Annotated in this window: 18 protein-coding genes and 1 tRNA gene; 10 read left to right on the top strand and 9 right to left on the bottom strand. The window is 64.7% G+C overall.

Going from position 1 to position 19,116, the window contains the following annotated elements:
* Window positions 1-10: 10 nt before the first annotated feature.
* On the top strand, window positions 11-1,102 hold the full coding sequence (locus tag Q0743_RS07605) for an enolase C-terminal domain-like protein (RefSeq protein WP_298240949.1): 1,092 nt from the start codon (window positions 11-13) through the stop codon (window positions 1,100-1,102).
* Window positions 1,103-1,172: 70 nt separating this feature from the next.
* Here Q0743_RS07605 and Q0743_RS07600 read toward each other — a convergent pair whose 3' ends face one another.
* Window positions 1,173-2,099 (bottom strand): hypothetical protein, encoded by a 927-nt coding sequence (locus tag Q0743_RS07600; protein WP_298240948.1) that lies wholly within the window; start codon window positions 2,097-2,099, stop codon window positions 1,173-1,175.
* A gap of 253 nt (window positions 2,100-2,352) precedes the next feature.
* Window positions 2,353-2,775, bottom strand: coding sequence for a RidA family protein (locus tag Q0743_RS07595; RefSeq protein ID WP_298240947.1), 423 nt, complete (start codon window positions 2,773-2,775; stop codon window positions 2,353-2,355).
* Window positions 2,776-2,960: 185 nt separating this feature from the next.
* Between Q0743_RS07595 and Q0743_RS07590 the strand changes: the two genes are divergently transcribed.
* On the top strand, window positions 2,961-3,428 hold the full coding sequence (locus Q0743_RS07590; RefSeq protein ID WP_298240946.1) for an NUDIX hydrolase: 468 nt from the start codon (window positions 2,961-2,963) through the stop codon (window positions 3,426-3,428).
* Between the two features lie 19 nt (window positions 3,429-3,447).
* Here Q0743_RS07590 and Q0743_RS07585 read toward each other — a convergent pair whose 3' ends face one another.
* From Q0743_RS07585 to cpdR, 3 genes are all read right to left on the bottom strand, one after another.
* Window positions 3,448-3,930: an L-2-amino-thiazoline-4-carboxylic acid hydrolase gene (locus Q0743_RS07585; protein ID WP_298240945.1), complete on the bottom strand. Its 483-nt coding sequence runs from the start codon at window positions 3,928-3,930 to the stop codon at window positions 3,448-3,450.
* Between the two features lie 229 nt (window positions 3,931-4,159).
* Window positions 4,160-4,234: transfer RNA gene (locus tag Q0743_RS07580), tRNA-Val, on the bottom strand.
* A gap of 75 nt (window positions 4,235-4,309) precedes the next feature.
* Window positions 4,310-4,669 (bottom strand): cell cycle two-component system response regulator CpdR, encoded by a 360-nt coding sequence (gene cpdR, locus Q0743_RS07575; protein WP_007597092.1) that lies wholly within the window; start codon window positions 4,667-4,669, stop codon window positions 4,310-4,312.
* Window positions 4,670-4,999: 330 nt separating this feature from the next.
* On the opposite strand from cpdR, the gene Q0743_RS07570 reads away from it, so the two are divergent.
* The 3 genes from Q0743_RS07570 to Q0743_RS07560 all read left to right on the top strand — a co-directional run bounded on the left by Q0743_RS07570 (window position 5,000) and on the right by Q0743_RS07560 (window position 8,179).
* Window positions 5,000-5,890, top strand: coding sequence for an N-formylglutamate amidohydrolase (locus Q0743_RS07570; RefSeq protein ID WP_298240944.1), 891 nt, complete (start codon window positions 5,000-5,002; stop codon window positions 5,888-5,890).
* A 518-nt stretch (window positions 5,891-6,408) separates the two neighbouring features.
* Window positions 6,409-7,191, top strand: a complete 783-nt coding sequence (hisN, locus tag Q0743_RS07565; protein WP_298240943.1) for a histidinol-phosphatase — start codon at window positions 6,409-6,411, stop codon at window positions 7,189-7,191.
* A 22-nt stretch (window positions 7,192-7,213) separates the two neighbouring features.
* Complete coding sequence (locus Q0743_RS07560; protein WP_298240942.1) at window positions 7,214-8,179, top strand: tripartite tricarboxylate transporter substrate binding protein; 966 nt, start codon at window positions 7,214-7,216, stop codon at window positions 8,177-8,179.
* A gap of 35 nt (window positions 8,180-8,214) precedes the next feature.
* Here the strand turns inward: Q0743_RS07560 and Q0743_RS07555 are convergent, their stop codons facing one another.
* Window positions 8,215-9,105: a LysR substrate-binding domain-containing protein gene (locus tag Q0743_RS07555; RefSeq protein ID WP_298240941.1), complete on the bottom strand. Its 891-nt coding sequence runs from the start codon at window positions 9,103-9,105 to the stop codon at window positions 8,215-8,217.
* Between the two features lie 165 nt (window positions 9,106-9,270).
* On the opposite strand from Q0743_RS07555, the gene Q0743_RS07550 reads away from it, so the two are divergent.
* Window positions 9,271-10,023 (top strand): sulfite exporter TauE/SafE family protein, encoded by a 753-nt coding sequence (locus Q0743_RS07550; RefSeq protein WP_298240940.1) that lies wholly within the window; start codon window positions 9,271-9,273, stop codon window positions 10,021-10,023.
* Here the strand turns inward: Q0743_RS07550 and Q0743_RS07545 are convergent.
* Both Q0743_RS07545 and Q0743_RS07540 read right to left on the bottom strand, forming a co-directional pair.
* Window positions 10,020-10,430, bottom strand: a complete 411-nt coding sequence (locus Q0743_RS07545) for a GFA family protein (protein ID WP_298240939.1) — start codon at window positions 10,428-10,430, stop codon at window positions 10,020-10,022. The two genes, Q0743_RS07550 and Q0743_RS07545, sit on opposite strands and share 4 nt — an antisense overlap.
* A gap of 66 nt (window positions 10,431-10,496) precedes the next feature.
* Entirely contained in the window at window positions 10,497-11,129 is a 633-nt protein-coding gene (locus tag Q0743_RS07540) for a LysE family translocator (protein WP_298240938.1), read from the bottom strand.
* A 219-nt stretch (window positions 11,130-11,348) separates the two neighbouring features.
* Here Q0743_RS07540 and Q0743_RS07535 point away from each other — a divergent pair, with 219 nt between their 5' ends.
* Window positions 11,349-13,145, top strand: coding sequence for a tetratricopeptide repeat protein (locus Q0743_RS07535; RefSeq protein ID WP_298240937.1), 1,797 nt, complete (start codon window positions 11,349-11,351; stop codon window positions 13,143-13,145).
* Between the two features lie 197 nt (window positions 13,146-13,342).
* Window positions 13,343-16,096, top strand: coding sequence for a di-heme-cytochrome C peroxidase (locus tag Q0743_RS07530; protein WP_298240936.1), 2,754 nt, complete (start codon window positions 13,343-13,345; stop codon window positions 16,094-16,096).
* Between the two features lie 169 nt (window positions 16,097-16,265).
* Here Q0743_RS07530 and Q0743_RS07525 read toward each other — a convergent pair whose 3' ends face one another.
* A complete protein-coding gene (locus Q0743_RS07525) occupies window positions 16,266-17,213 on the bottom strand; it encodes an alpha/beta hydrolase (RefSeq protein ID WP_298240935.1) in 948 nt (315 codons plus the stop codon).
* Window positions 17,214-17,418: 205 nt separating this feature from the next.
* Between Q0743_RS07525 and Q0743_RS07520 the strand changes: the two genes are divergently transcribed.
* Window positions 17,419-17,892 (top strand): Hsp20 family protein, encoded by a 474-nt coding sequence (locus tag Q0743_RS07520; RefSeq protein WP_298240934.1) that lies wholly within the window; start codon window positions 17,419-17,421, stop codon window positions 17,890-17,892.
* A gap of 312 nt (window positions 17,893-18,204) precedes the next feature.
* A complete protein-coding gene (locus Q0743_RS07515; RefSeq protein ID WP_298240933.1) occupies window positions 18,205-18,975 on the top strand; it encodes an alpha/beta hydrolase in 771 nt (256 codons plus the stop codon).
* Window positions 18,976-19,116: the final 141 nt, after the last annotated feature.

The raw sequence follows: 19,116 nt of genomic DNA, 5'->3' as shown, positions 1-19,116 counted from the left end.
CGGAGCCGCCATGACCGAGACCATCCGCATCAAACGCTTCAACGCGCGCCCCGTGATCGTGCCGATGAACTTGCCGCTCAAGACCTCGACGGGGGCGGTGGCGAAGGCGCCGCTGGTGCTGATCGACTGCGAAACCGACCAGGGCGCGGTCGGGCACGCCTATCTGTTCTCGATCACGCCGTCGGCCCTGAAGCCGCTGGCGGCGATGGTCACGGAAATGTCAGAGCTCATTGCGGGCGACGAGCTGCTGCCGTTCGAGATCGAGCGCAAGCTGAGTCAGCGCTTCACCCTGCTGGGCCTCGCCGGGCTGCAGCGGCTGGCGCAATCCGGCATCGACATGGCGGCCTGGGACGCGCTCGCCCGCGCACGCGGCCTGCCGCTGGCGCGGTTGCTCGGCGGGGCGCCGAAGCCGGTCAAGGCCTACAATTCGAAGGGGCTCGGCATCATGCCGGCCGGTGCCGTGGTCGACGAGGCGCACAAGCTGCTGGCCGAGGGATTCGGGGCTGCCAAGATCCGCGTCGGCCGTCCCGATGCGCGGGAGGATCTCGCCGTCGTCCGCGCGGTGCGCAAGGCCGTCGGCGAAGAGGTCACGCTGATGTGCGACTACAATCAGGCCCTGACGGTCACTGACGCGATTCACCGCGGCGAGATGCTCGACGACGAGGGCCTCACCTGGATCGAGGAGCCGATCCGGCACGACGACTATGCCGGGAACGCGCGCATCGCGGACGCGCTACGGACGCCGGTCCAGATCGGCGAGAATTTTGACAGCGCCTTCGCGATGCAGGCGGCGCTCTCCGCGGAAGCCTGCGACTATGTGATGCCCGACGTGCAGCGCATCGGCGGCGTCACCGGCTGGCTGCGGGCGGCCGCCCTGGCCCATGCCGCCGGCATCGAGATGTCTTCGCATTTGTTCTCGGAAGTCAGCGCGCACCTGCTCTGCGTGACGCCGACTGCGCACTGGCTGGAATATGTCGACTGGGCGGATGCCGTGCTGGCAACGCGACTGAAGATCAAGGACGGCTTTGCGCTGCCGAGCGAGGCGCCCGGCAACGGCATCGCGTGGGACGAGGCGGCGGTGAAGAAGTATCTGGTCGGATAGGCGCTCCTCCGCATGTTCGTCATTGCTGTCGAACACGCACTTCAGGAGGGGCGCTTTCGTCGATCTCCCATCACTGGATATTGAATCGCGCGCCCGGGCATTCGTTGGTCACGGTGGTTGCGATGAGCTGGGCGGCGACCGCGGTTGGCTTCGGGACCGCGACGATCATCCAACGTCCCTGCTTGTTGAGCCAGAACCGTCCCGTCGTGGTCGCGATGCGGCGCTCGGTGTATTTCTTCGTCGAGATCAAGGGGGCCTTCGACTTCGGCGCGGGAACTTCCTTCCAGCCGTCGAATGAATAGAACTCCTGGAAGAAATAGTGCCACTCGATCTTCTGGAATTCATGATGCGAAACGACGACACGGACCAATGAGTTTCCCGTAAGCCATTCCGACCCCATTGGGTCGGGTTCGATCTGCAAGCATCTGGTGTGCAGCGGCTCCTGGACCTGAAGCAGATTCACGCGCTGACTTTGCGTCAGCATCGCGGAGGTCACCGGCTGGCCCACATTTGGGTCGTTGGCAGGCCCCGAGCAGATCGGCACCGTCGCCGGGCCTTGTCCGGTCCATGGGTTGTTGCTGCAATAGACGTAGCGCGACCAGGACGACCAACCGTTGGACGCCGTTTCCTCCGCCTTGCCCGTCTCGCGGTTCCAAACGCCGGTAAACTTGACCGTCTTGCTCGGCGGGCAGGCCGTGATGGGCGGGCCGTCCCACCAATGGGTGGTTTCGAACTCATAGATGGACTGATCCGGGTGCGGGTACATCACGGCCTTGACGCTGGTCAGCGCATGGTGCTCCGAACACCCTTCGCCCTTCGTATCGAGCCAGCAGACGATCGGAAAATTCTCGCTCGGCCAGCAACCCGCGTGCGCCGAGGAGGACCCCAGCATCGTGAGCACGAGAGCCAACGCAAAGAGACAAGCACGCACGGCCGATCCTCCCATTTGCATCCGCTCATTGAGATTGCTCCGTTTGGCCACCACGACCTTGACCAAGATCAACCCGCTGATCCCAGCTGCGCGCCCTCGCCCATGCTGCCGATATCGAGATCAAGCACGGCTTTGCGCTGCCGAGCGAGGCGCCCGGCAACGGCATCGCGGGGAACGGGCGGCGGTTGCCGGATATCTCGTCGGAGAAGGCTGCCGGCTAAAAGCGCGATGAGATTTGGATGAATCGTCACCGCGCTTTAGGTTGTTGTTTGCGCATGATCTCTCCGGAAAACCGCTTCGCACTTTTCCGGATCATGCTTTAGGACCGGACGGCAGCAATCATGTTCAGCTCGACCGGCGCCCCGCGCGGCAGCTCCGCGACGCCGACCGACGTGCGGGTATGGCGGCCGCGCTCGCCGAGACGTTCGATCAGCCGGTCGGAGGCACCGTTCATGACTTGCGACTGCTGGGTGAATCCGGTCGCCGAAGCGACATATCCCACGACCTGCAGCACCTGGACGATCCTGTCCTCTCCGCCCGTTGCGTGATTGATGGCAGCAATGCAGAGATCGGCGCAAAGGGCCGCAGCTTCCTGTGCGGCCGCGACATCGACGCCTGCCCCGACCTTGCCCGCATACAGCAGCTCTTCGCCGCGACGCGGCAGCTGGCCGCTGACATAGGCGAGTCCACCATGGATGATCACCGGCAAGTAATTGCCGCCGGGCTTGTTCACGCTGCTCATTTCAATAGCCTTCTCTTCGCATCCGGCGACGCGACGCATTTCGCGATCGGACTGCGCTCGCCGTGGTGGATGGCCGGACAATGGCAGGCGGCGAGTCGTCGATCAAGGCTGCGAAGCCTGGTCCGGCCTGACAGAGCACGCCTCCGCGCATTGCACAGCGGCAGCGCGCGCGATATCGATCCTCCATGACCCCATGGCGCCCTCATCCGCACATCCGTGTCGTCGCAATCGGCCTGCACCGGCGGGACGGGCGGTTGCTGGCGGCCGAGGTTCGTGACGATGCCGGGCGCATCAAGGGCGTACGCCCGCTCGGCGGCGAGATCGAATTCGGCGAGAGCTGGCGGACCGCTCTGTTGCGGGAGTTCAGGGAGGAGCTCGGCATCGACGTCACCATCACCAGCGAGCCCTTCATGCTGGAGAACATCTTCGTGCACGAGGGATCGACCGGCCACGAAGTGGTGTTCGTCGCGGAGGTCGCGTTTCCAGAGGGCGCCTTCGCCGGGCAGGACCGCATCGACTTCTGCGAGGACAATGGAGAGCAGATCGTCGCGCGCTGGTTCGACCTTGCCGATCTCGACGTGGATGGCGGACCAAAGCTCTATCCGACCGGACTGAAGACCGTGCTGCTCGGGACAACGAACGGAGCTGCGTGAGAGGCTCCCGCACCCGCGCTCAGCCGCCCTCGCCGCCGCGCCGGTAGCGGAAATCGCAGTGCGGCGCGCCTTGCATGATGGTCTGCGTGCGCGTGAGCTTGAGGTCGGGACCAAAACCTTCCGCGGTGGCAAAATCGGCGGTGCAGACCAGGAGGAAGCCGAGCTCGGGTTCGCCGAGCGCCTGGTAGAACTCGGCATAGGCGCAGCGCTTGACGTCGAAGGCAAAAGCATCATGCGACTGCTCGATGACGTCATAGGCGAGCGCGTCGTCGCGGGCGTAGGTCTTGAAGGCGGAGGATACGGACTTGCCGAGATCGGCTTCGCCCCCGCCGGGGTTCCTGGCCTTCCAGAACTCCTCGCCGAAGCCGCGATAGAGCTCGCCGAGCGCCTTGCGCACCAGCGCGTCGGCGCGCGCCGCGCCGAGCTCGGCCTGCAGCGCCTTGACCAGCGGCACCAGCACCTGGGCCTGGATCTTGGCCTGCGCGATGACGGATATGCTCATTGGCGGCCCTCGCGAGAGAGGTACGACCGTAACACATCAGGACTGCAGGGTAAGATTTTGGCTGGCCGAGCCGAAGCTCGCGGCGGCAGCCCGCCTGCGCCCTTTGGGCTTCGGCGCGGCATCGGCACTGAGCAAGGCTCGCAAGTCCGTCTTCGCTCTGCGAGCTACGCCGGACACGCTTCGCCATTTCTGGGCGTGGCTGCGCCACGCGAAGCCCTTTGGCGAAGCGTGGTGGGCACGACAGGGATCGAACCTGTGACCCCTACCATGTCAAGGTAGTGCTCTCCCGCTGAGCTACGTGCCCTAATCGTCCACTTGGGTCGGGTGGGGTCCCTATAACGGCTCAAGGGAGCCGGCGCAAGGACGGAACATGGCCGATTTAGGCGGCCAGCATCTTGTTCACTTCGCTGACCAATTCGCGCAGATGCACGGGCTTGGACAGCACCTTGGCGTTCTTGGGGGCGTCCGAATCCGAGTTCAGGGCGACCGCGGCGAAGCCGGTGATGAACATGATCTTGATGTCAGGGTCGAGTTCCGAGGCCCGGCGGGCGAGCTCGATACCGTCCATCTCCGGCATCACGATGTCGGTGAGCAGCATCTCGAACGGCTCTTCCCGCAACCGCTGATAGGCCGCCATGCCGTTGTCATGGGACGAGACCTGAAAACCGGCATTTTCCAGCGCCTTGACCAGGAAACGGCGCATGTCGTTGTCGTCTTCGGCGAGCAGGATCTTTGGCATGGCAGGAATCGTCGCATCCCCAGAGGATATCAGCAGAGATCACTAAGCCCGACAGAGGGTAAATTTGGGGTGAAAATCTTTACCCTGGGCCGGCTGCGCTGCCGCCCTCTTGTGAACCGGAAAACGGCTCGAATCAATCGAGCCGCGCGGGCCCATCCCCGCCTGCCTGCCCACACGGTTAAGACCTGTTCCAATCACCATCGCATCTTTTCGCTTGGCAGAATGGTTGCGATTCCAGACAATGACGACACATAAGAGCCGCATCATCGGCCGAATCAATGCGGTCTGGCCCCTGCCAGATCCCGGTGCGAAGGGACGAAGCCTGAGAAGATGACCCGGTTTGACGGCGAGACGTCGCCAGCCTTCGAGATCGTGGAGCCCGCGCAATGGCGCGCGCCGGTCATCTTCAACTCGCCCCATTCCGGCTCGACCTATCCGGACGAATTCCTGGCGGCGTCCAGGATCGACCTGCCGACGCTGCGGCGGTCTGAAGATTCCTTCATGGACGAACTGATCGGCCATTTGAGCGAGCGCGGCTTTCCGACCGTGCGGGTCAATTTTCCCCGCTCCTATGTCGACGTCAATCGCGAGCCCTATGAGCTCGATCCCCGCATGTTCAGCGGACGGCTGCCGAGCTTTGCCAATACCCGCTCGATGCGGGTCGCCGGCGGCCTCGGCACCATTCCGCGCGTCGTTGGCGACGGCCAGGAGATCTATCGCGAGCGCATCCTGGTCGACGATGCTCTGGGGCGGATCGAGACGCTGTACAAGCCCTACCACCGCGCGCTGCGCCGGCTGATCAACAAGGTGCACCAGATGTTCGGCACCGTCGTGCTGGTGGATTGCCACTCGATGCCCTCGGTCGGCGTCAGCAGGGACGAGCCGCGGCGGCCCGACGTCGTGATCGGCGACCGCTACGGCACGAGCTGCACGCCACTGCTGCCTGACAGGGTCGAGGAGACCATGACCGGCCTCGGCTACTCGATCGGCCGCAACAAGCCTTATGCCGGCGGCTTCATCACCGAGCATTACGGCAATCCGGCAAGCGGGCTGCACGCGGTGCAGCTCGAGCTCAACCGCGCGATCTACATGGACGAGCGGCGGCGCGAGCGCGGTCCGCGCTTTGCACAAGTGGCGACCGACTTCGGCGTCCTCGCCGAGGTGCTGGCGACCACGATTCCCTTCGGCGATCTCGGCCCGTTCCAGGCCGCTGCGGAATAGAGCTTCTTCCTCGAGCGACGATGTTGTGCGCGCGGGTGCGTTTTCACTTCGCAAGCTTGCGCGCCTCAAAATGAAAACGGCGGCGGCAAGAAAAAAGGGCCGCTCGCGAATGACGCAAGCGGCCCAAGTCTAGGGAGGAAACGCCCAAGGAGGGCAGCGGTAACGCCAAGCGCTACCGCACCGCAACAATATGCGACCGCGCCGCACAAAGTGCAAGGGCTTTTGAGCCGTTTCCCATGCAATAAGCACATGGCTCAGTTGCTTCCATGGAAACCCAGATTCAGTTTCTTTGATAAGGAATTTCAATGGGTTGATTGTCATTTGCATACGAACAAGGCAACCTCGGAACTAAGTTTTCAAGACTGTGATCGGTATTTGGCCAGCGGATGCCTTGGATAGGTCAGCCCATTGCGGCATCCAAAATACCAGGGTGCAAATCAAGACAGCGCTGCCCGCGGAAGGCGAATTGAGCTAGGCAGGAGACGAGCTTCATCCATCTTTCGCTTTGAGGATACGCCGTGACGGTGATCGACTTCTCCGCCTTCATCGGACGGCTCGCGACCGCCTCCGGCGAAACCATCCTGCCGTTCTTTCGCACCTCGCTGTCGATCGACGACAAGAGCAAGACCCGGGAATTCGACCCCGTCACCGAGGCCGACCGCGCCGCGGAGGCGGTGATGCGCCGGCTGATCAAGGCGAGCTTCCCCCAGCACGGCATCGTCGGCGAGGAGTTCGGCAATGAGGGTGAGGACGCCGACTATGTCTGGGTGCTCGACCCCATCGACGGCACCAAATCCTTCATCGGCGGCTTTCCGATCTGGGGCACGCTGATCGCTCTGCTGCACAAGGGCACGCCGGTGTACGGCATGATGCACCAGCCCTTCATCGGCGAGCGCTTCTCCGGCGACAACGGCTCCGCCACTTACAAGGGCCCCTCCGGCGAACGCCGGCTGCAGGTCCGCCGCTGCGCCTCGCTTGCGGAAGCCACGACCTACACCACCAGCCCCCTGCTGATGAACGAGCGCGACCGCGCCATTTTCGGCCGCATCGAGCAGGGCGCGCGGCTGTCGCGCTATGGCGGCGACTGCTATTCCTATTGCATGCTGGCGGCCGGCCACGTCGATCTCGTGGTCGAGACCGAGCTGAAGCCTTACGATATCGCCGCGCTGATCCCGATCGTGACCGGCGCCGGCGGTGTCGTCACCACCTGGGAAGGCAAGCCGGCCCAGGGCGGCGGCCGCATCGTTGCAGCGGGCGACGCCAGGGTGCATGAAGAAGCACTGAAGTTGCTCAACCAATAGCAAACGCGAGCGGGAGGCTTGCATGACCATCTCACGCAGGCTTCTCCTTGGACTATTCCTGCTGCTGCCGTCAGCGGTGGCGGCGCAGAATTTCCCCGCAAAGCCAATCAAGCTGATCGTGCCGTTCCCGGCCGGCGGCCCCAACGACATCATCGCGCGGGTGATCGGCCAGCGCATGTCGGAGCTGTCGGGGCAGCCGGTCGTGATCGACAATCGCGGCGGCCAGGGCGGCGTGCTCGGCACCGACGCGGTGTCCAAGGCCCCGCCCGACGGCTACACCATCGCGATCTCCTCGGCCGGTGCCCTCGCCATCAGCCCGAGCATGGAGAAGGTGGCCTACGATACGCTGGCCGACCTGACGCCGGTGACACTGGTTGCGACCGTGCCGGAAATGCTCGTGGTCGCCACCAATGTGGAGGCGAAGAACGTCGGTGAGTTGATTGCGCTCGCCAAGGCGCAGCCCGGAAAGCTCAACTTCGCCTCCTCCGGCCCCGGCAGCCTGCCGCATCTGGCCGGCGAACTGTTCAAGCTGACGGCCAAGATCGACATCGTGCACGTGCCCTATCGCGGCGCCGCGCCGGCCGTGAACGATCTGCTCGGCCAGCAGGTGCAGATGACGTTCCTCGATCTCCCCGTGCTGCTGCCGCAGGTCAAGGCGGGCGTATTGCGGCCGATCGCGATCGGCTCGAACGAGCGCGCTCCGACCGCGCCCGACGTGCCGACCATGAAGGAGGCCGGCTTTCCCGATCTGCGCATCGAGAACTGGTACGGCATGGTCGCGCCGAAGGGCACGCCGAAGGAGATCGTCACCGCGCTGCATGGCCTCGCGACCAAGGCGATGGCGGATCCCGCGGTGAAGGAGAAGCTCGCCGCGCAAGGCGCGACGCTGGTCGGTGACGAGCCGGATCATTTCCGCGCCTTCATCGCCGACGAAACGAAGAAGTGGGCGAAGGTGATCAAGGACGCCGGGGTCGAGACGGCGAAGTAGGGCTTCCTTACCCTCCCCTGGAGGGGTCGGAAGCCTCACACCGCCGCCGACCGCAAATGCTCCACCAGCATCTTGGCCGGCCGCGGCAGCGCCTTGAAACTGCGCGCGCAGATCACGAGGCGGCGGTTGGCGAAGGCATCGCGTAGCCGAACAACCGACAGCGGCATCAGCCTGGCGCAGCGGCGGGCGGCGGATTCCGGCACCAGGGCGACGCCGACATCGGCCGCGACCATCTGGCAGATCGCGTCGAAATCACGCAAGCGCGCGCGGAAATGCGGACGCATGCCGAGCCGCGCCGCATGCTTGGAAATATGCATCTGAAGCGCGGTGGCGCTGGTCAGCCCGACGAAATCGCAGGCTCCGGCCTCCTGGAAGTCGATCTGACGGCGGCCGGCGAATGGGCCGCGGCGTGCGGTCACCAGCGTGAGGCGATCCTCGCTGAACACGAAGCGCTCGATATGGTCCGGCAGCGCGTGCTCCGCGGCGAAGCCGAGATCGGCGGCACCTGCGGTGATCGCGGCCGCGATATCGGTGCTCTCGCGCTCCTCGATGTCGACGGCGATATCGCGATGCTCGCGCAGGAAGCCGGCGAGCGCCTTCGGCAGGTGCTCCGACAATCCCGAGGTGTTGGCGAGGAAATGCACGCTGGCGCGCACGCCAGAGGCAAAGCCGGCGAGATCGCCGCGCATGGCGTCGACCTGGTGGATCACGAGCCGGGCGTGATCGAGCAGGCTCTCGCCGGCCGCAGTCAGCTCCACGCCCCGCCGTCCGCGCTTGAGCAGGGCGACGCCGAGTGCGTCCTCAAGCCCCTTGATGCGCGCGCTGGCCGAGGCCAGCGCCAGATGCGCCCGCTCGGCGCCGCGGGTGATGCTGCGCTGGTCGGCAACCGCAATGAAGAGCTGGAGATCGACGAGGTCGAAACGCATGGCAGGTCCCATAGCTGTGGTTTGAGCACGGCCTGTCGGGAACCGCTTCGCACGTTGCGCTAACGCGGCCCCTTGGGTCCGGATCGTACAGCCTTCGCCTGGATCGAAGGCTAGCTCCGTAACCTCCAGATTGTGCGGCCGCGCGGCTTCGGTCAATGTGTCGGCATGATCGATCCGCTCCTCATTCTCATCGCCGCCGTCTTCCTGATCGCCGGTTTCGTCAAGGGCGTGGTCGGCCTCGGCCTGCCGACGGTGTCCATGGGCCTGCTCGCGGTGAGCATGGCGCCGAGCCGCGCCATCGCCATCGTGATCGTGCCGGCCATCGTCACCAATATCTGGCAGACCTTCGCCGGCCCCTATTTGCGCGACATCCTGCGGCGGCTATGGCCGCTGATGATCGGCACAGTGATCGGCTGCTGGCTCAATGCCGGCGCGCTGACCGGCCCGCATGCGCGCTACGGCACGATCGTGCTCGGCGTCCTGCTCGTCATCTATGCCGTGATCGGCCTCAACAAGTTCAAATTCCACGTCGCTCCCGCGAACGAGGGATGGGTCGGCGGCGTGGTCGGCGTCGTCACCGGCGTGATCTCGGCCTCGACCGGGGTGCAGGTGATCCCCTCGATGCCGTTCATGCAGGCGATCGGCATGGAGAAGGACGAGCTGGTGCAGGCGCTCGGCGTGTTCTTCACGACGGCGACGCTGGCGCTCGCCTTCAACCTCACCGTCGGCGGATTATTGACGCCGGCCAATGCGGTGCCGGGCGCCGTGGGCATGGCGATGGCCTTCGCGGGCATGTTCATCGGCCAGTCGGTGCGGGCTCGGATGCCGGCGGAAGCGTTCCGCCGCTGGTTCCTGATCGCGATGATTTTGCTCGGGCTCTATCTGGCCGGCAGTGCGCTGCTCAAGGAATTCGCCTAGGATTTCGGCTCAAAGCCCGGCACAAACTTTTCGTATTGAGGCAAATCGTCCTCGATCGTCCACCACGGCGCGCGCGATGAGGTGAAGACGTGCAGGCGGGGCCTGACTTGCGGATCGTCGTCGAGCAGGCCGGCGGGGATGCTGACGGTCGGCAGATAGCTCGCCTTGCCCGGAGTCAGGCAGCCGCAAATCTTGCAGCGATGGCGGAAACTGCCCGGCGCGGGTTCGTAAGCCACGGTCGCGTCCTCGCCCGCCACGAAGCGAAACTTGTCGGCATCGACATGGGCATAGGTCGCGAAGGCCGCGCCGGTCAGCTTGCGGCAATTTGTGCAGTGGCAGTGCGTCAGTGCGCGCACCTGATCGATCTCGAAACGCACGGCGCCGCACAGACAGCCTCCACGAATCATTAAGACCTCCCCTGCGCGACCTCTCTTGGGCCGATTGCGCACCGAACCTCATTCGTTCGAATGAGGCTACCGCGTCTCCAGCATGGCGACGCGGATGCCGAGATAGATGAAGAGACCGCCGAGCGCGCGATTGACCCAGGCGATCGCGCCTTCGGACTGGCGCAACCGGTGAGCGGCCTTCGCCGCAAACGCCGCCAGCACCAGGCACCACAGAGTTCCCGTGAAGATGAAGATCAAGCCCAGCGTCAGGAAGGCGAGCGGCTTGTGCGACGAATCGGCTGCGACGAATTGCGGCAGGAAGGCCAGGAAGAACAGCGCGACCTTGGGATTGAGCGCGTTGGTGAAGACGCCCTGGAGGAAGACCCGCCGCAGCGAGCTCCGCTCGGCTTCGTCCCTCACCGCCGTCAGCACCGGCCGTGACCACAGCATCTGCAATCCCGTGACGACCAGATAGGCTGCGCCGACCAGCTTCAGGATCGAGAAGGCGGTGGATGAAGCCATCAGCAAAGCCGAAAGGCCGATCGCGGCGCCAGCGACATGGACAAAGCAGCCGCAACTGATCCCGAATGCGGCGGCGGCCCCGCCCCGCCAGCCCATCTGCATGCTGCGGCCGATGACGTAGACCGAGTCCGGCCCCGGCGTGATGTTGAGCAGCACGCCCGACAGGATGAACAGCCAGATTTCGTGAATGCCCAACATATGTGACGTGCCCTCACCCTCGGCCCCGGTGAACGGGCTTAGTCGGTTCGTCCCTCTCCGTCCACCATCGGGATTGCGGAGGATTTACCTCGAATTTGCAATGCGGATCCTACTATCGCTCGGCCCCATCTGCTTTATAAAGGTGAGGTTCTTGAAATGCGGGATTCGAGGCGACTGCCACGTCGTGGCCGGTCTGTCCTCCCTTGGAGCTCCGAGAATATGGAAAGACGTCTGGCCGCCATCGTCTGCGCCGATGTCGCCGGCTATTCACGCATGATGGGTCGCGACGAGGCCGGCACCCATGCCGCCTTCAAGGCCCATCGCGCCGCGATCCACCCGATCATCCTCAATCACGGCGGCCGCGTCGTGAAGAACACCGGCGACGGCTTCCTGCTGGAGTTCCCCTCCATCGTCGGTGCCACCGAGGCCGCGGTCGCGATGCAGACGCTGATGGCGGAGCGCAATCACCATCTTCCCGCCGACCGCGCCATGCAGTTCCGCCTCGGCATCCACATGGGCGACGTCATCGCCGACGAGGACGAGGTGTTCGGTGACGATGTCAACATTGCCGTCCGCCTGGAATCGGTGGCGAGCCCCGGCGGGTTCGCAATCTCGGCCAAGGCCCATCGCGAAGCCAGCAAGCATCTCACCGTGCCGCTGGTCGATGCCGGCAACCATCGCTTCAAGAACATCAAGGATCCGCTCGGGGTCTTTACCTGGACGCCCGAGGGCGCACCGGCGCTCGCGCCCGAACTACGGGAGGCATCCGCCCTCTCGCAACAGTACCGCACCGCGATCGTCGGCGTGCTGCCCTTCGCCAATCTCAGCGACGCCCAGGATGAATATTTCTCCGACGGCCTCACCGAGGATCTGATCCACGCGCTGTCGCTGCAATCCTTCTATCGCGTGCTGAGCCGCAACTCGACCTTCGCCTTCAAGGGCAAGAACACCAGCACGCGCCTGATCGCGCGCGAGATCGACGCCACCTATCTGATCCAGGGCTCGGTGCGGCGCGCCGGTGCCAAGATCCGCGTCACCGCCGAGCTGATCGCGCCGGAGACCGGCGAGCAGCTCTGGACCGGCCGCTACGACCGCGACATCGGCGATCTCTTCGCGATGCAGGACGAGATCACCACCAACCTGTCCGCCGCCATCGCCACCGAGATCGTCCGGGCCGAGGCGTCGGCGCCGGCGCGGCTCTCGACCGACGTGAGCGCCTGGGACCGTTTCCTCAAGGGACTGTCGCACTACTACCGGCAGACCAAGGAAGACCTGGCCACCGCGGTCGAGCTGTTCCGGGAGGCCATCCGGCTCGATCCCAAACTGTCGATCGCCCACGCCTATCTCGCCACGATCCAGATCCAGAGCATCCAGTTCGGCTGGGTCAAGGGCACGCGCGAGATGTGGGCCGAGGCGATGAACCTCGCCGAAACCAGCGTCCGGCTCGACCCGCGCTCCTCCTTCGCGTTCTCGATCCTGTCCTGGGCGCATGCCATGGAAGGGCATTACGAGGCCGCGATGGACGCCGCCAAGCGCGCCGTCGCGCTCAATCCCTACGACAATGGCGCACGCGGCGTGCTCGGCATCTGCCATTTCGTCATCGGCGAGCACCGCGAGGCGATCGAGCTGTTTTCGATGGCCGCGCAGCGTGACAACAGCGACCCGCGCTATCAATGGGCGGCCCTGAACGCCTTCAGCCATTATCTGTTGCGCCAATATGACGCGACCCTGTCATGGGCGCGCGAGCAGCTTTACATCAACCCCAACCACATGCAGGCGCTGGCGATCCGCGCCGCGGCGCTGGCCCAGTTGGGGCGGACCGCCGAGGCGAGCGAAGCCACTTTGGTGCTGATGCGCAACTACCCGACCCTCAACGTCGATCGTCACCTGCGCAACTTCCACTGGAAGCGCCCCGAGGACATCGCCCATTATCGCGAGGGACTGCTCAAGGCGGGCGTGCCGCTGGGTCGACTGACCCTGGTGCAGAGCGACGTCAAACGCGCCGCCGAATCCTGACCGGCAGGCTGCCAGTCGGCCGCCGGTTGTCCACGCACTTTCCTGGCCGGAACACGCCTGCTTTTATTGACAGGACAGTGAATTCGGCCACACTTCGCCACACGCTCAAGTAGTATAGCTTGCTGCCAGTTTGTTAGGACTTTCAGCGCTTGATCGGCGCGCCATTTCACGATTCGCCGTTTTCAGGATTTTGGGCCATGCATGACCCCGCTTCGAAACCGCCATTCAATCCCTCGATCCAGGTCTCGCCGAACAATCCCTGCCCCTTCCTGCGCGGCCTCGTCGGCGAAGGCTTCGTCGAGGGCGGCACCGTCCCGCTCGGCAAGCTGTCCGAGACGATCGCGAACGCAACCGGCGAGACCGGGCTGAAAAAGGCCTCGGCGCGTGTCCAGGTCCGCGGGGTGGCGCTGATCGCCAACGGCCTCGGTCACATCTTCAAGAGCATCGTCTCGGGTGCGCAGCTCGACGCGCTGCGCGGCGGCCCGCTGGACAAGCGCGGCGCCGGCTCGCGCATCCTCGGCGTCGACGGCAAGGTCAACGAAGACGAGATCGCGCGGTTTGCGAGCTACGGCCGGACCTACACCGACCCGAACGGCGGCTCCGAGCCGGGCCTCAATGCCTCGGAAATCGACGTCTTCATGCGCGACAACCTCAAGCGCGCCGGCAGCGCTGCGCGCTGGTACTACCCGCTGCTGATGAAGTTCGAATGGCCGATCCTCTTGAAAATCATCGGCAAGGGCACGGGCGAGGATCGCTATCTCAGCGTCGCCGATGTGCGCACGCTGTTCAACGAGCGCCAATTCCCCGCGCGCATCAACCAGCTTCTGGTCCCGCCGGTGCTGTCGACCTGCCAACGCGTGGTGCGGGGCGCCCTCAAGCTTGCGGCCTGGCTGATCGCCATAGGGCTCGTTGGCCTCGTCGCGGTGGCCGAATTCCCCAACCAGATCCGGGCCATGCTGCCGCAAAAGGGCATCCTGGTGAATCTTCTGCCGCCGCCCCTGCCTGCGGCGCCCGCGGCAAAGGCCGCTTACTGGCTCGACCAGAACTGGTCGCTGAAGGACCGGCACTGGTTCCACCATGCGAGCCAGGGCACCGCGACCTTCCCGGTGCCCTATGAATGGTTCATGGCGCTGGAGCAGCCGCGACTGCATCTGCTGTCGAAGCCGGGCATGATGAAGGACAGCGCTTATCTCGAACGCTTCGGCTTCATCCCGAGCCCGCAGTCGATCCAGACCGACACGACCACGTTGCGCCGCTTCGGTTACGCCAATGTCTATGACACGACGCAGGTGCCGGACTGGTCGGCCAGGTGGACGCCGGCGGAGAACGTCGACGGCCTGCCGGTCGGTTTCGCGCGGATGACCGGCGTGGTCGATCCCGCGACCGGCCGTCGCGAGGAAGACAAGATCGGGCTGACCTGCGCGGCCTGCCATACCGGCCAGATCCATTACCAGGGCGTGGACGTCCGCTTCGACGGCGGCCCGGCGATGACCGACCTGAAGAAGCTGGAGCTCTCCACCGGCCTGTCGATCGCCTACACCCTGTACGTTCCGTTCCGCTTCAACCGCTTTGCCGACCGCGTGCTCGGTCCTGATGCCAGCAAGGCGGACCGCGCCGCGCTCAAGCAGAAGCTCAGCGCGATCGGCACATTCCTGATCGACTGGCAGAAGAAGTACGACGACACGATCAAGCACAAGCAGACCTGGGACAAGAAGGTGCAGACGGACACCGAGGAAGGGTTCGGCCGCCTCGACGCCCTCAATCGCATCGGCAACCAGGTCTTCTCGCAGGACCTCGCGCTGAGCGGGGTCAAGGGATTCGAGAAGAACCTGCACGCGCAGGACGCGCCGGTCAGCTATCCTGCGATCTGGACCGTGCCCTGGTTCAAGTTCGCCCAGTATGACGCCTCGATCGAGCAGCCGCTGATCCGCAATGCCGGCGAAGCGCTCGGCGTCACCGCGCTGCTCAATCTGTCCGACGCCTATCCGGACGACAGGATCTGGCGATCCTCGGTCAATATCAGGACACTCGGCTGGATCGAGGACATGCTCCGGGGCCCCGATCCGTTCAAGTCGGCCGAACCGAAGTTCGGTGGCCTGCTGGCGCCGAAATGGCCGTCGCAGATTCTCGGCGACGCCTGGAGGATCGACCAGAAGAAGGTCGAGAACGGCCGCAAGATCTACGCCGAGATGTGCTCCGGATGCCATTTGCCTGATATCAGCACCCCGGCCTTCTGGTCGTCGTCGCATTGGGAGCCGAGCGGCGACAGCAAGGTGCTGAACGCCGTCACGATCCCGCAGAAGGAGATCAGCACCGATCCCGAGCAGTCGCTCGTGCTCAGCAACAGGATCGTCGATGTGCCCAGCTTTCTGAAGGTGAACACCGCCGACCTCCAGACCTGGTGGCAATGCGAGATCCCGACTGCGAGCAAGTCGCCCAATGAGATGGTCTATGCGCTCGGCCTCATGACGGTGGTCGATCTCGTTGCCCGCAAATGGATGGACGACGAGAAGGTGCCGGAGGCCGAACGCGCAAAGATGTGGAATCTGGCGCGCAAGAACTGTCTCAATCCGGCGCCCGATCCGCGCTACCGCGCGCGGCCGCTGAACGGCATCTGGGCCACCGCGCCTTACCTGCACAATGGCTCGGTGCCTTCGCTGTATTGGCTGCTGAAGCCGGCGAGCGAGCGCCCGACCAAATTCTGCATGGGCCGCCGCGACTATGATCCCGTGACGGTCGGCTTTGCCGTTGCCGCCAACGAGAAGTGCAAGACGGGGGAGACCGAGTTCACCGCGACGGGATCCGATGGCCAGCCGGTCCAGGGCAACAGCGTGCTCGGCCATTCCTTTGAGCGCAAGCCCGGTGAGCCCAAGCGCGACGGCGTCATCGGCCGCGCGTTCAAGGACGACGCCGAGCGCTATGACCTGATCGAGTATCTAAAGACGTTGTAGCGGCCTTCTTACCTCGCCCCGCTTGCGGGGAGAGGTCGGATCGCTCTTGCGATCCGGGTGAGGGGGTACAGGTCTCTCGACGATCTCGCGTGTGGAGAGAGGCCCCTCACCCCAACCCTCTCCACGTAAGAACGGGGCGAGGGGGCGCACCGCCTTCGCGGATGTATCCTCACTTGAACAGCGGCGTGCCCGGCACGAAGGCGTCGAAGGCGGCCCAGAACTGGGAGCGGTAGCGGTCCTGCTCCTGCAGGATCTCGTGCTTGGCACCGGCGATCACGAGGTGCGAGCCGGCGCGCAAATGATAGGCGAACTCCTCGATCGCCGCGGTCGAGACCACGGTGTCGTTGGAGGCCGCCAGCATCAGGATCGGCTGGCGGATCTCGGAGGGGTAGTGCGTGCCCTTGAAGGTGTGCATCGCCCGGAAGGCGGTATCGGCCCAGGCCACGGTCGGCGACGCCAGTCCGAGCGTCGGATCCTCCTCCAGGATCGCGGCATTGCGGGCATAGCGGACCGGATCACTGGTCACGGGATTGTTGATGAAGGGATCGAGCCCGGTGATGCGATCGCTGCCGCCAGGGACGTAACGGCCGCCCTGCCCGAGCAAGCGCATCGTCTTCAGCAATGTACGCACCGGAAACGAGGTGGTGCGGCCGGGCAGGTCGATCATCGGTGCCGACAGCACCATGCGGTCGAACCAGCGCTTGCCGGCATGCGCCACCCGCAGCATGACCGTGCCGCCCATGGAATGGGCCAGTGCGAAGAACGGCGGCGGGCAATCCGGCAGCACCACCTGCTGCACGAAGGACTCGACGTCGATCTCGAAATCGGAGAAATCGCGCACATAGCCCTTGCGCGGGTCGCGCAGGCGGCGCGAGGAGTGGCCCTGCCCGCGCCAGTCGACCATCGCCACCGCAAAGCCGCGGTCGCGCAGGTCGCGCACGGTCTCGAAATATTTCTCGATCTGCTCGCTGCGCCCGGTGAAGACGCAGACCGTGCCCTTGCGGTTCGCCGGAGGCGCCCAGCGCGCAAAGCGCAGCTCGACACCATCGGGGGTCTTGATGGTGCCGCTGACGACGTTTTCAGGGACTGGGTTGGACGGGATCGAGACCAGCGTCATAGGTGGGAAGTGCTGCAAATCAAGGGGTTCAAGCGCCGAAAAGGCGCCAATGCCGCCCTCTTGAACGCCGTCTCGCCTCACCCATATCACCTTCGTGCAGGCCGCTACCAGTGTTTCGGAACCGGAACATCAGGCTGCACACAGACGAAAGCCCGGCCCGATTGGCGGGCGGGTTGCCAACAGTCGCTCAATGGAGGACTTGACCATGCGTAGCTACGATCTCACCCCCTTCTATCGTTCCACCGTCGGCTTCGACCGCCTCTTCAACCTGCTGGACCAGGCCGGTTCGGACGGCGCCAGCCCCGGTTATCCCCCCTATAACATCGAGCGTACCGGCGAGAACGCCTACCGCATCACTGTTGCGGTTTCGGGCTTCGCCAAGGACGAGCTCTCCATCGTCGCGAAGGAAAATACGCTGACGATCAAGGGCGAGAAGGTCGCCAACGAGAACTCGAAGTCCGAAGTGCTGTATCGCGGCATCGCCGCGCGCGCCTTCGAGCGCGCTTTCCAGCTCGCCGACTTCGTGCAGGTGAAGGACGCCTCGCTCGAGAACGGTCTGCTTCACGTCGATCTCGTCCGTGAGATTCCCGAGGCGAAGAAACCGCGCCAGATCGCGATCAACACCAGCGCGCCGAAGCCGCAGGTGATCGAGAACTCGGCCGCGCAAGCCGCCGCGTAAGTCACGCGCCACTTCCAGGTTTGAGAAAACGCCCCGGTGCCCCGGGGCGTTTTTTTGCGTGTTCAGTCCACGGCCCCGGTTTTCGGTCGAAACGGAAATACGGGTTCGGCTCATCATCTTACGATGCCCGGGTACTGCGGACACCACGCCTGCGCGCCCGGTGCAAATGTTCGTTCTGGACCTGGCGACAGGTTGCATCGATTGCGCAATCACCACGTACGGGCGCCGGTCACGGCTGAGTGACCAAGCGTAACGCCGCCGCCCCACGTGCCGTCCCTTTGATGTCGACCCATAACAAGACGGAGAACGATCATGTCACTTTGGCGCAGCCTTTTCGTCGCCGCGAGCCTGCTGGCGGCCCCGATCAGCCTTGCTCACGCACAGACGCAGCAAGCCGTGAAAGCGAAGAACGTCGTGCTGGTGCATGGCGCGTGGGCCGACGGCTCCAGCTGGTCGGAGGTGATTCCGATCCTCCAGGCCGCGGGCCTGCACGTCACCGCCGTCCAGAATCCTCTGTCGTCGCTGGCGGACTCTGTCGACGCGACGAAGCGCGCGCTGGCCGAGCAGGACGGGCCGACCGTGCTGGTTGCCCATTCCTGGGGCGGCACCGTGATCAGCCAGGTCGGCACCGATCCGAAAGTCACCGGCCTCGTCTATGTCGCCGCTCGCGCGCCCGATGCGAACGAGGACTTTGTCGCACTGTCGAAGCAGTTTCCGACCGGCCCGGTGCGTGCCGGCATCGTCGAGCATGACGGGTACACCAAGCTCTCGGAGGACTCGTTCCTGAAGTATTTCGCCAATGGCGTGAAGCCGGAGCAGGCCAGGGAGCTCTACGCGGTGCAATGGCCGACCGCGGCCTCGATCTTCGCCGGCCGCACCACGGAGGCGGCGTGGCGCTCCAAGCCGAGCTGGTATGCAGTGTCGAAGAACGACTACACCATCAATCCCGATCTGGAACGCTTCCTCGCCAAGCGCATGAACGCCACCACGGTCGAGCTCGACGCCGGCCATCTCTCGCTGGTGTCGCACCCGAAGGAGGTCGCGAACTTGATCCTGGAGGCCGCGGGGTATCCGCGGAGCTAAAGCAAGTGAGTGATGCGGAAGGCGCCTGATTTTTTCAGGCGCCTTATTGTTTTGCTGTCTCTCTCCCCAACGTCGTCCCCGCGAAGGCGGGGACCCATAACCCCAGGGAGCAGTTTGGCGAAGACTGGTCGTGTCAATGCG

It is taken from the genome of uncultured Bradyrhizobium sp. (assembly GCF_936943645.1).
In the GTDB taxonomy this organism is placed as follows: domain Bacteria; phylum Pseudomonadota; class Alphaproteobacteria; order Rhizobiales; family Xanthobacteraceae; genus Bradyrhizobium.
The sequence above is the reverse complement of the archived record's forward strand: the minus strand, read 5'-3'. Positions and strand labels throughout refer to the sequence as shown.

What these genes read in the sequence shown, in the direction of transcription:
- Q0743_RS07605 (WP_298240949.1), top strand. Translation starts at nt 11, where the DNA reads ATGACCGAGACCATCCGCATCAAACGCTTCAACGCGCGCCCCGTGATC.
- Q0743_RS07595 (WP_298240947.1), bottom strand. Translation starts at nt 2,775, where the DNA reads ATGAGCAGCGTGAACAAGCCCGGCGGCAATTACTTGCCGGTGATCATC.
- Q0743_RS07590 (WP_298240946.1), top strand. Translation starts at nt 2,961, where the DNA reads ATGACCCCATGGCGCCCTCATCCGCACATCCGTGTCGTCGCAATCGGC.
- Q0743_RS07585 (WP_298240945.1), bottom strand. Translation starts at nt 3,930, where the DNA reads ATGAGCATATCCGTCATCGCGCAGGCCAAGATCCAGGCCCAGGTGCTG.
- cpdR (WP_007597092.1), bottom strand. Translation starts at nt 4,669, where the DNA reads ATGCCAAAGATCCTGCTCGCCGAAGACGACAACGACATGCGCCGTTTC.
- Q0743_RS07570 (WP_298240944.1), top strand. Translation starts at nt 5,000, where the DNA reads ATGACCCGGTTTGACGGCGAGACGTCGCCAGCCTTCGAGATCGTGGAG.
- Q0743_RS07560 (WP_298240942.1), top strand. Translation starts at nt 7,214, where the DNA reads ATGACCATCTCACGCAGGCTTCTCCTTGGACTATTCCTGCTGCTGCCG.
- Q0743_RS07555 (WP_298240941.1), bottom strand. Translation starts at nt 9,105, where the DNA reads ATGCGTTTCGACCTCGTCGATCTCCAGCTCTTCATTGCGGTTGCCGAC.
- Q0743_RS07550 (WP_298240940.1), top strand. Translation starts at nt 9,271, where the DNA reads ATGATCGATCCGCTCCTCATTCTCATCGCCGCCGTCTTCCTGATCGCC.
- Q0743_RS07545 (WP_298240939.1), bottom strand. Translation starts at nt 10,430, where the DNA reads ATGATTCGTGGAGGCTGTCTGTGCGGCGCCGTGCGTTTCGAGATCGAT.
- Q0743_RS07540 (WP_298240938.1), bottom strand. Translation starts at nt 11,129, where the DNA reads ATGTTGGGCATTCACGAAATCTGGCTGTTCATCCTGTCGGGCGTGCTG.
- Q0743_RS07535 (WP_298240937.1), top strand. Translation starts at nt 11,349, where the DNA reads ATGGAAAGACGTCTGGCCGCCATCGTCTGCGCCGATGTCGCCGGCTAT.
- Q0743_RS07530 (WP_298240936.1), top strand. Translation starts at nt 13,343, where the DNA reads ATGCATGACCCCGCTTCGAAACCGCCATTCAATCCCTCGATCCAGGTC.
- Q0743_RS07525 (WP_298240935.1), bottom strand. Translation starts at nt 17,213, where the DNA reads ATGACGCTGGTCTCGATCCCGTCCAACCCAGTCCCTGAAAACGTCGTC.
- Q0743_RS07520 (WP_298240934.1), top strand. Translation starts at nt 17,419, where the DNA reads ATGCGTAGCTACGATCTCACCCCCTTCTATCGTTCCACCGTCGGCTTC.
- Q0743_RS07515 (WP_298240933.1), top strand. Translation starts at nt 18,205, where the DNA reads ATGTCACTTTGGCGCAGCCTTTTCGTCGCCGCGAGCCTGCTGGCGGCC.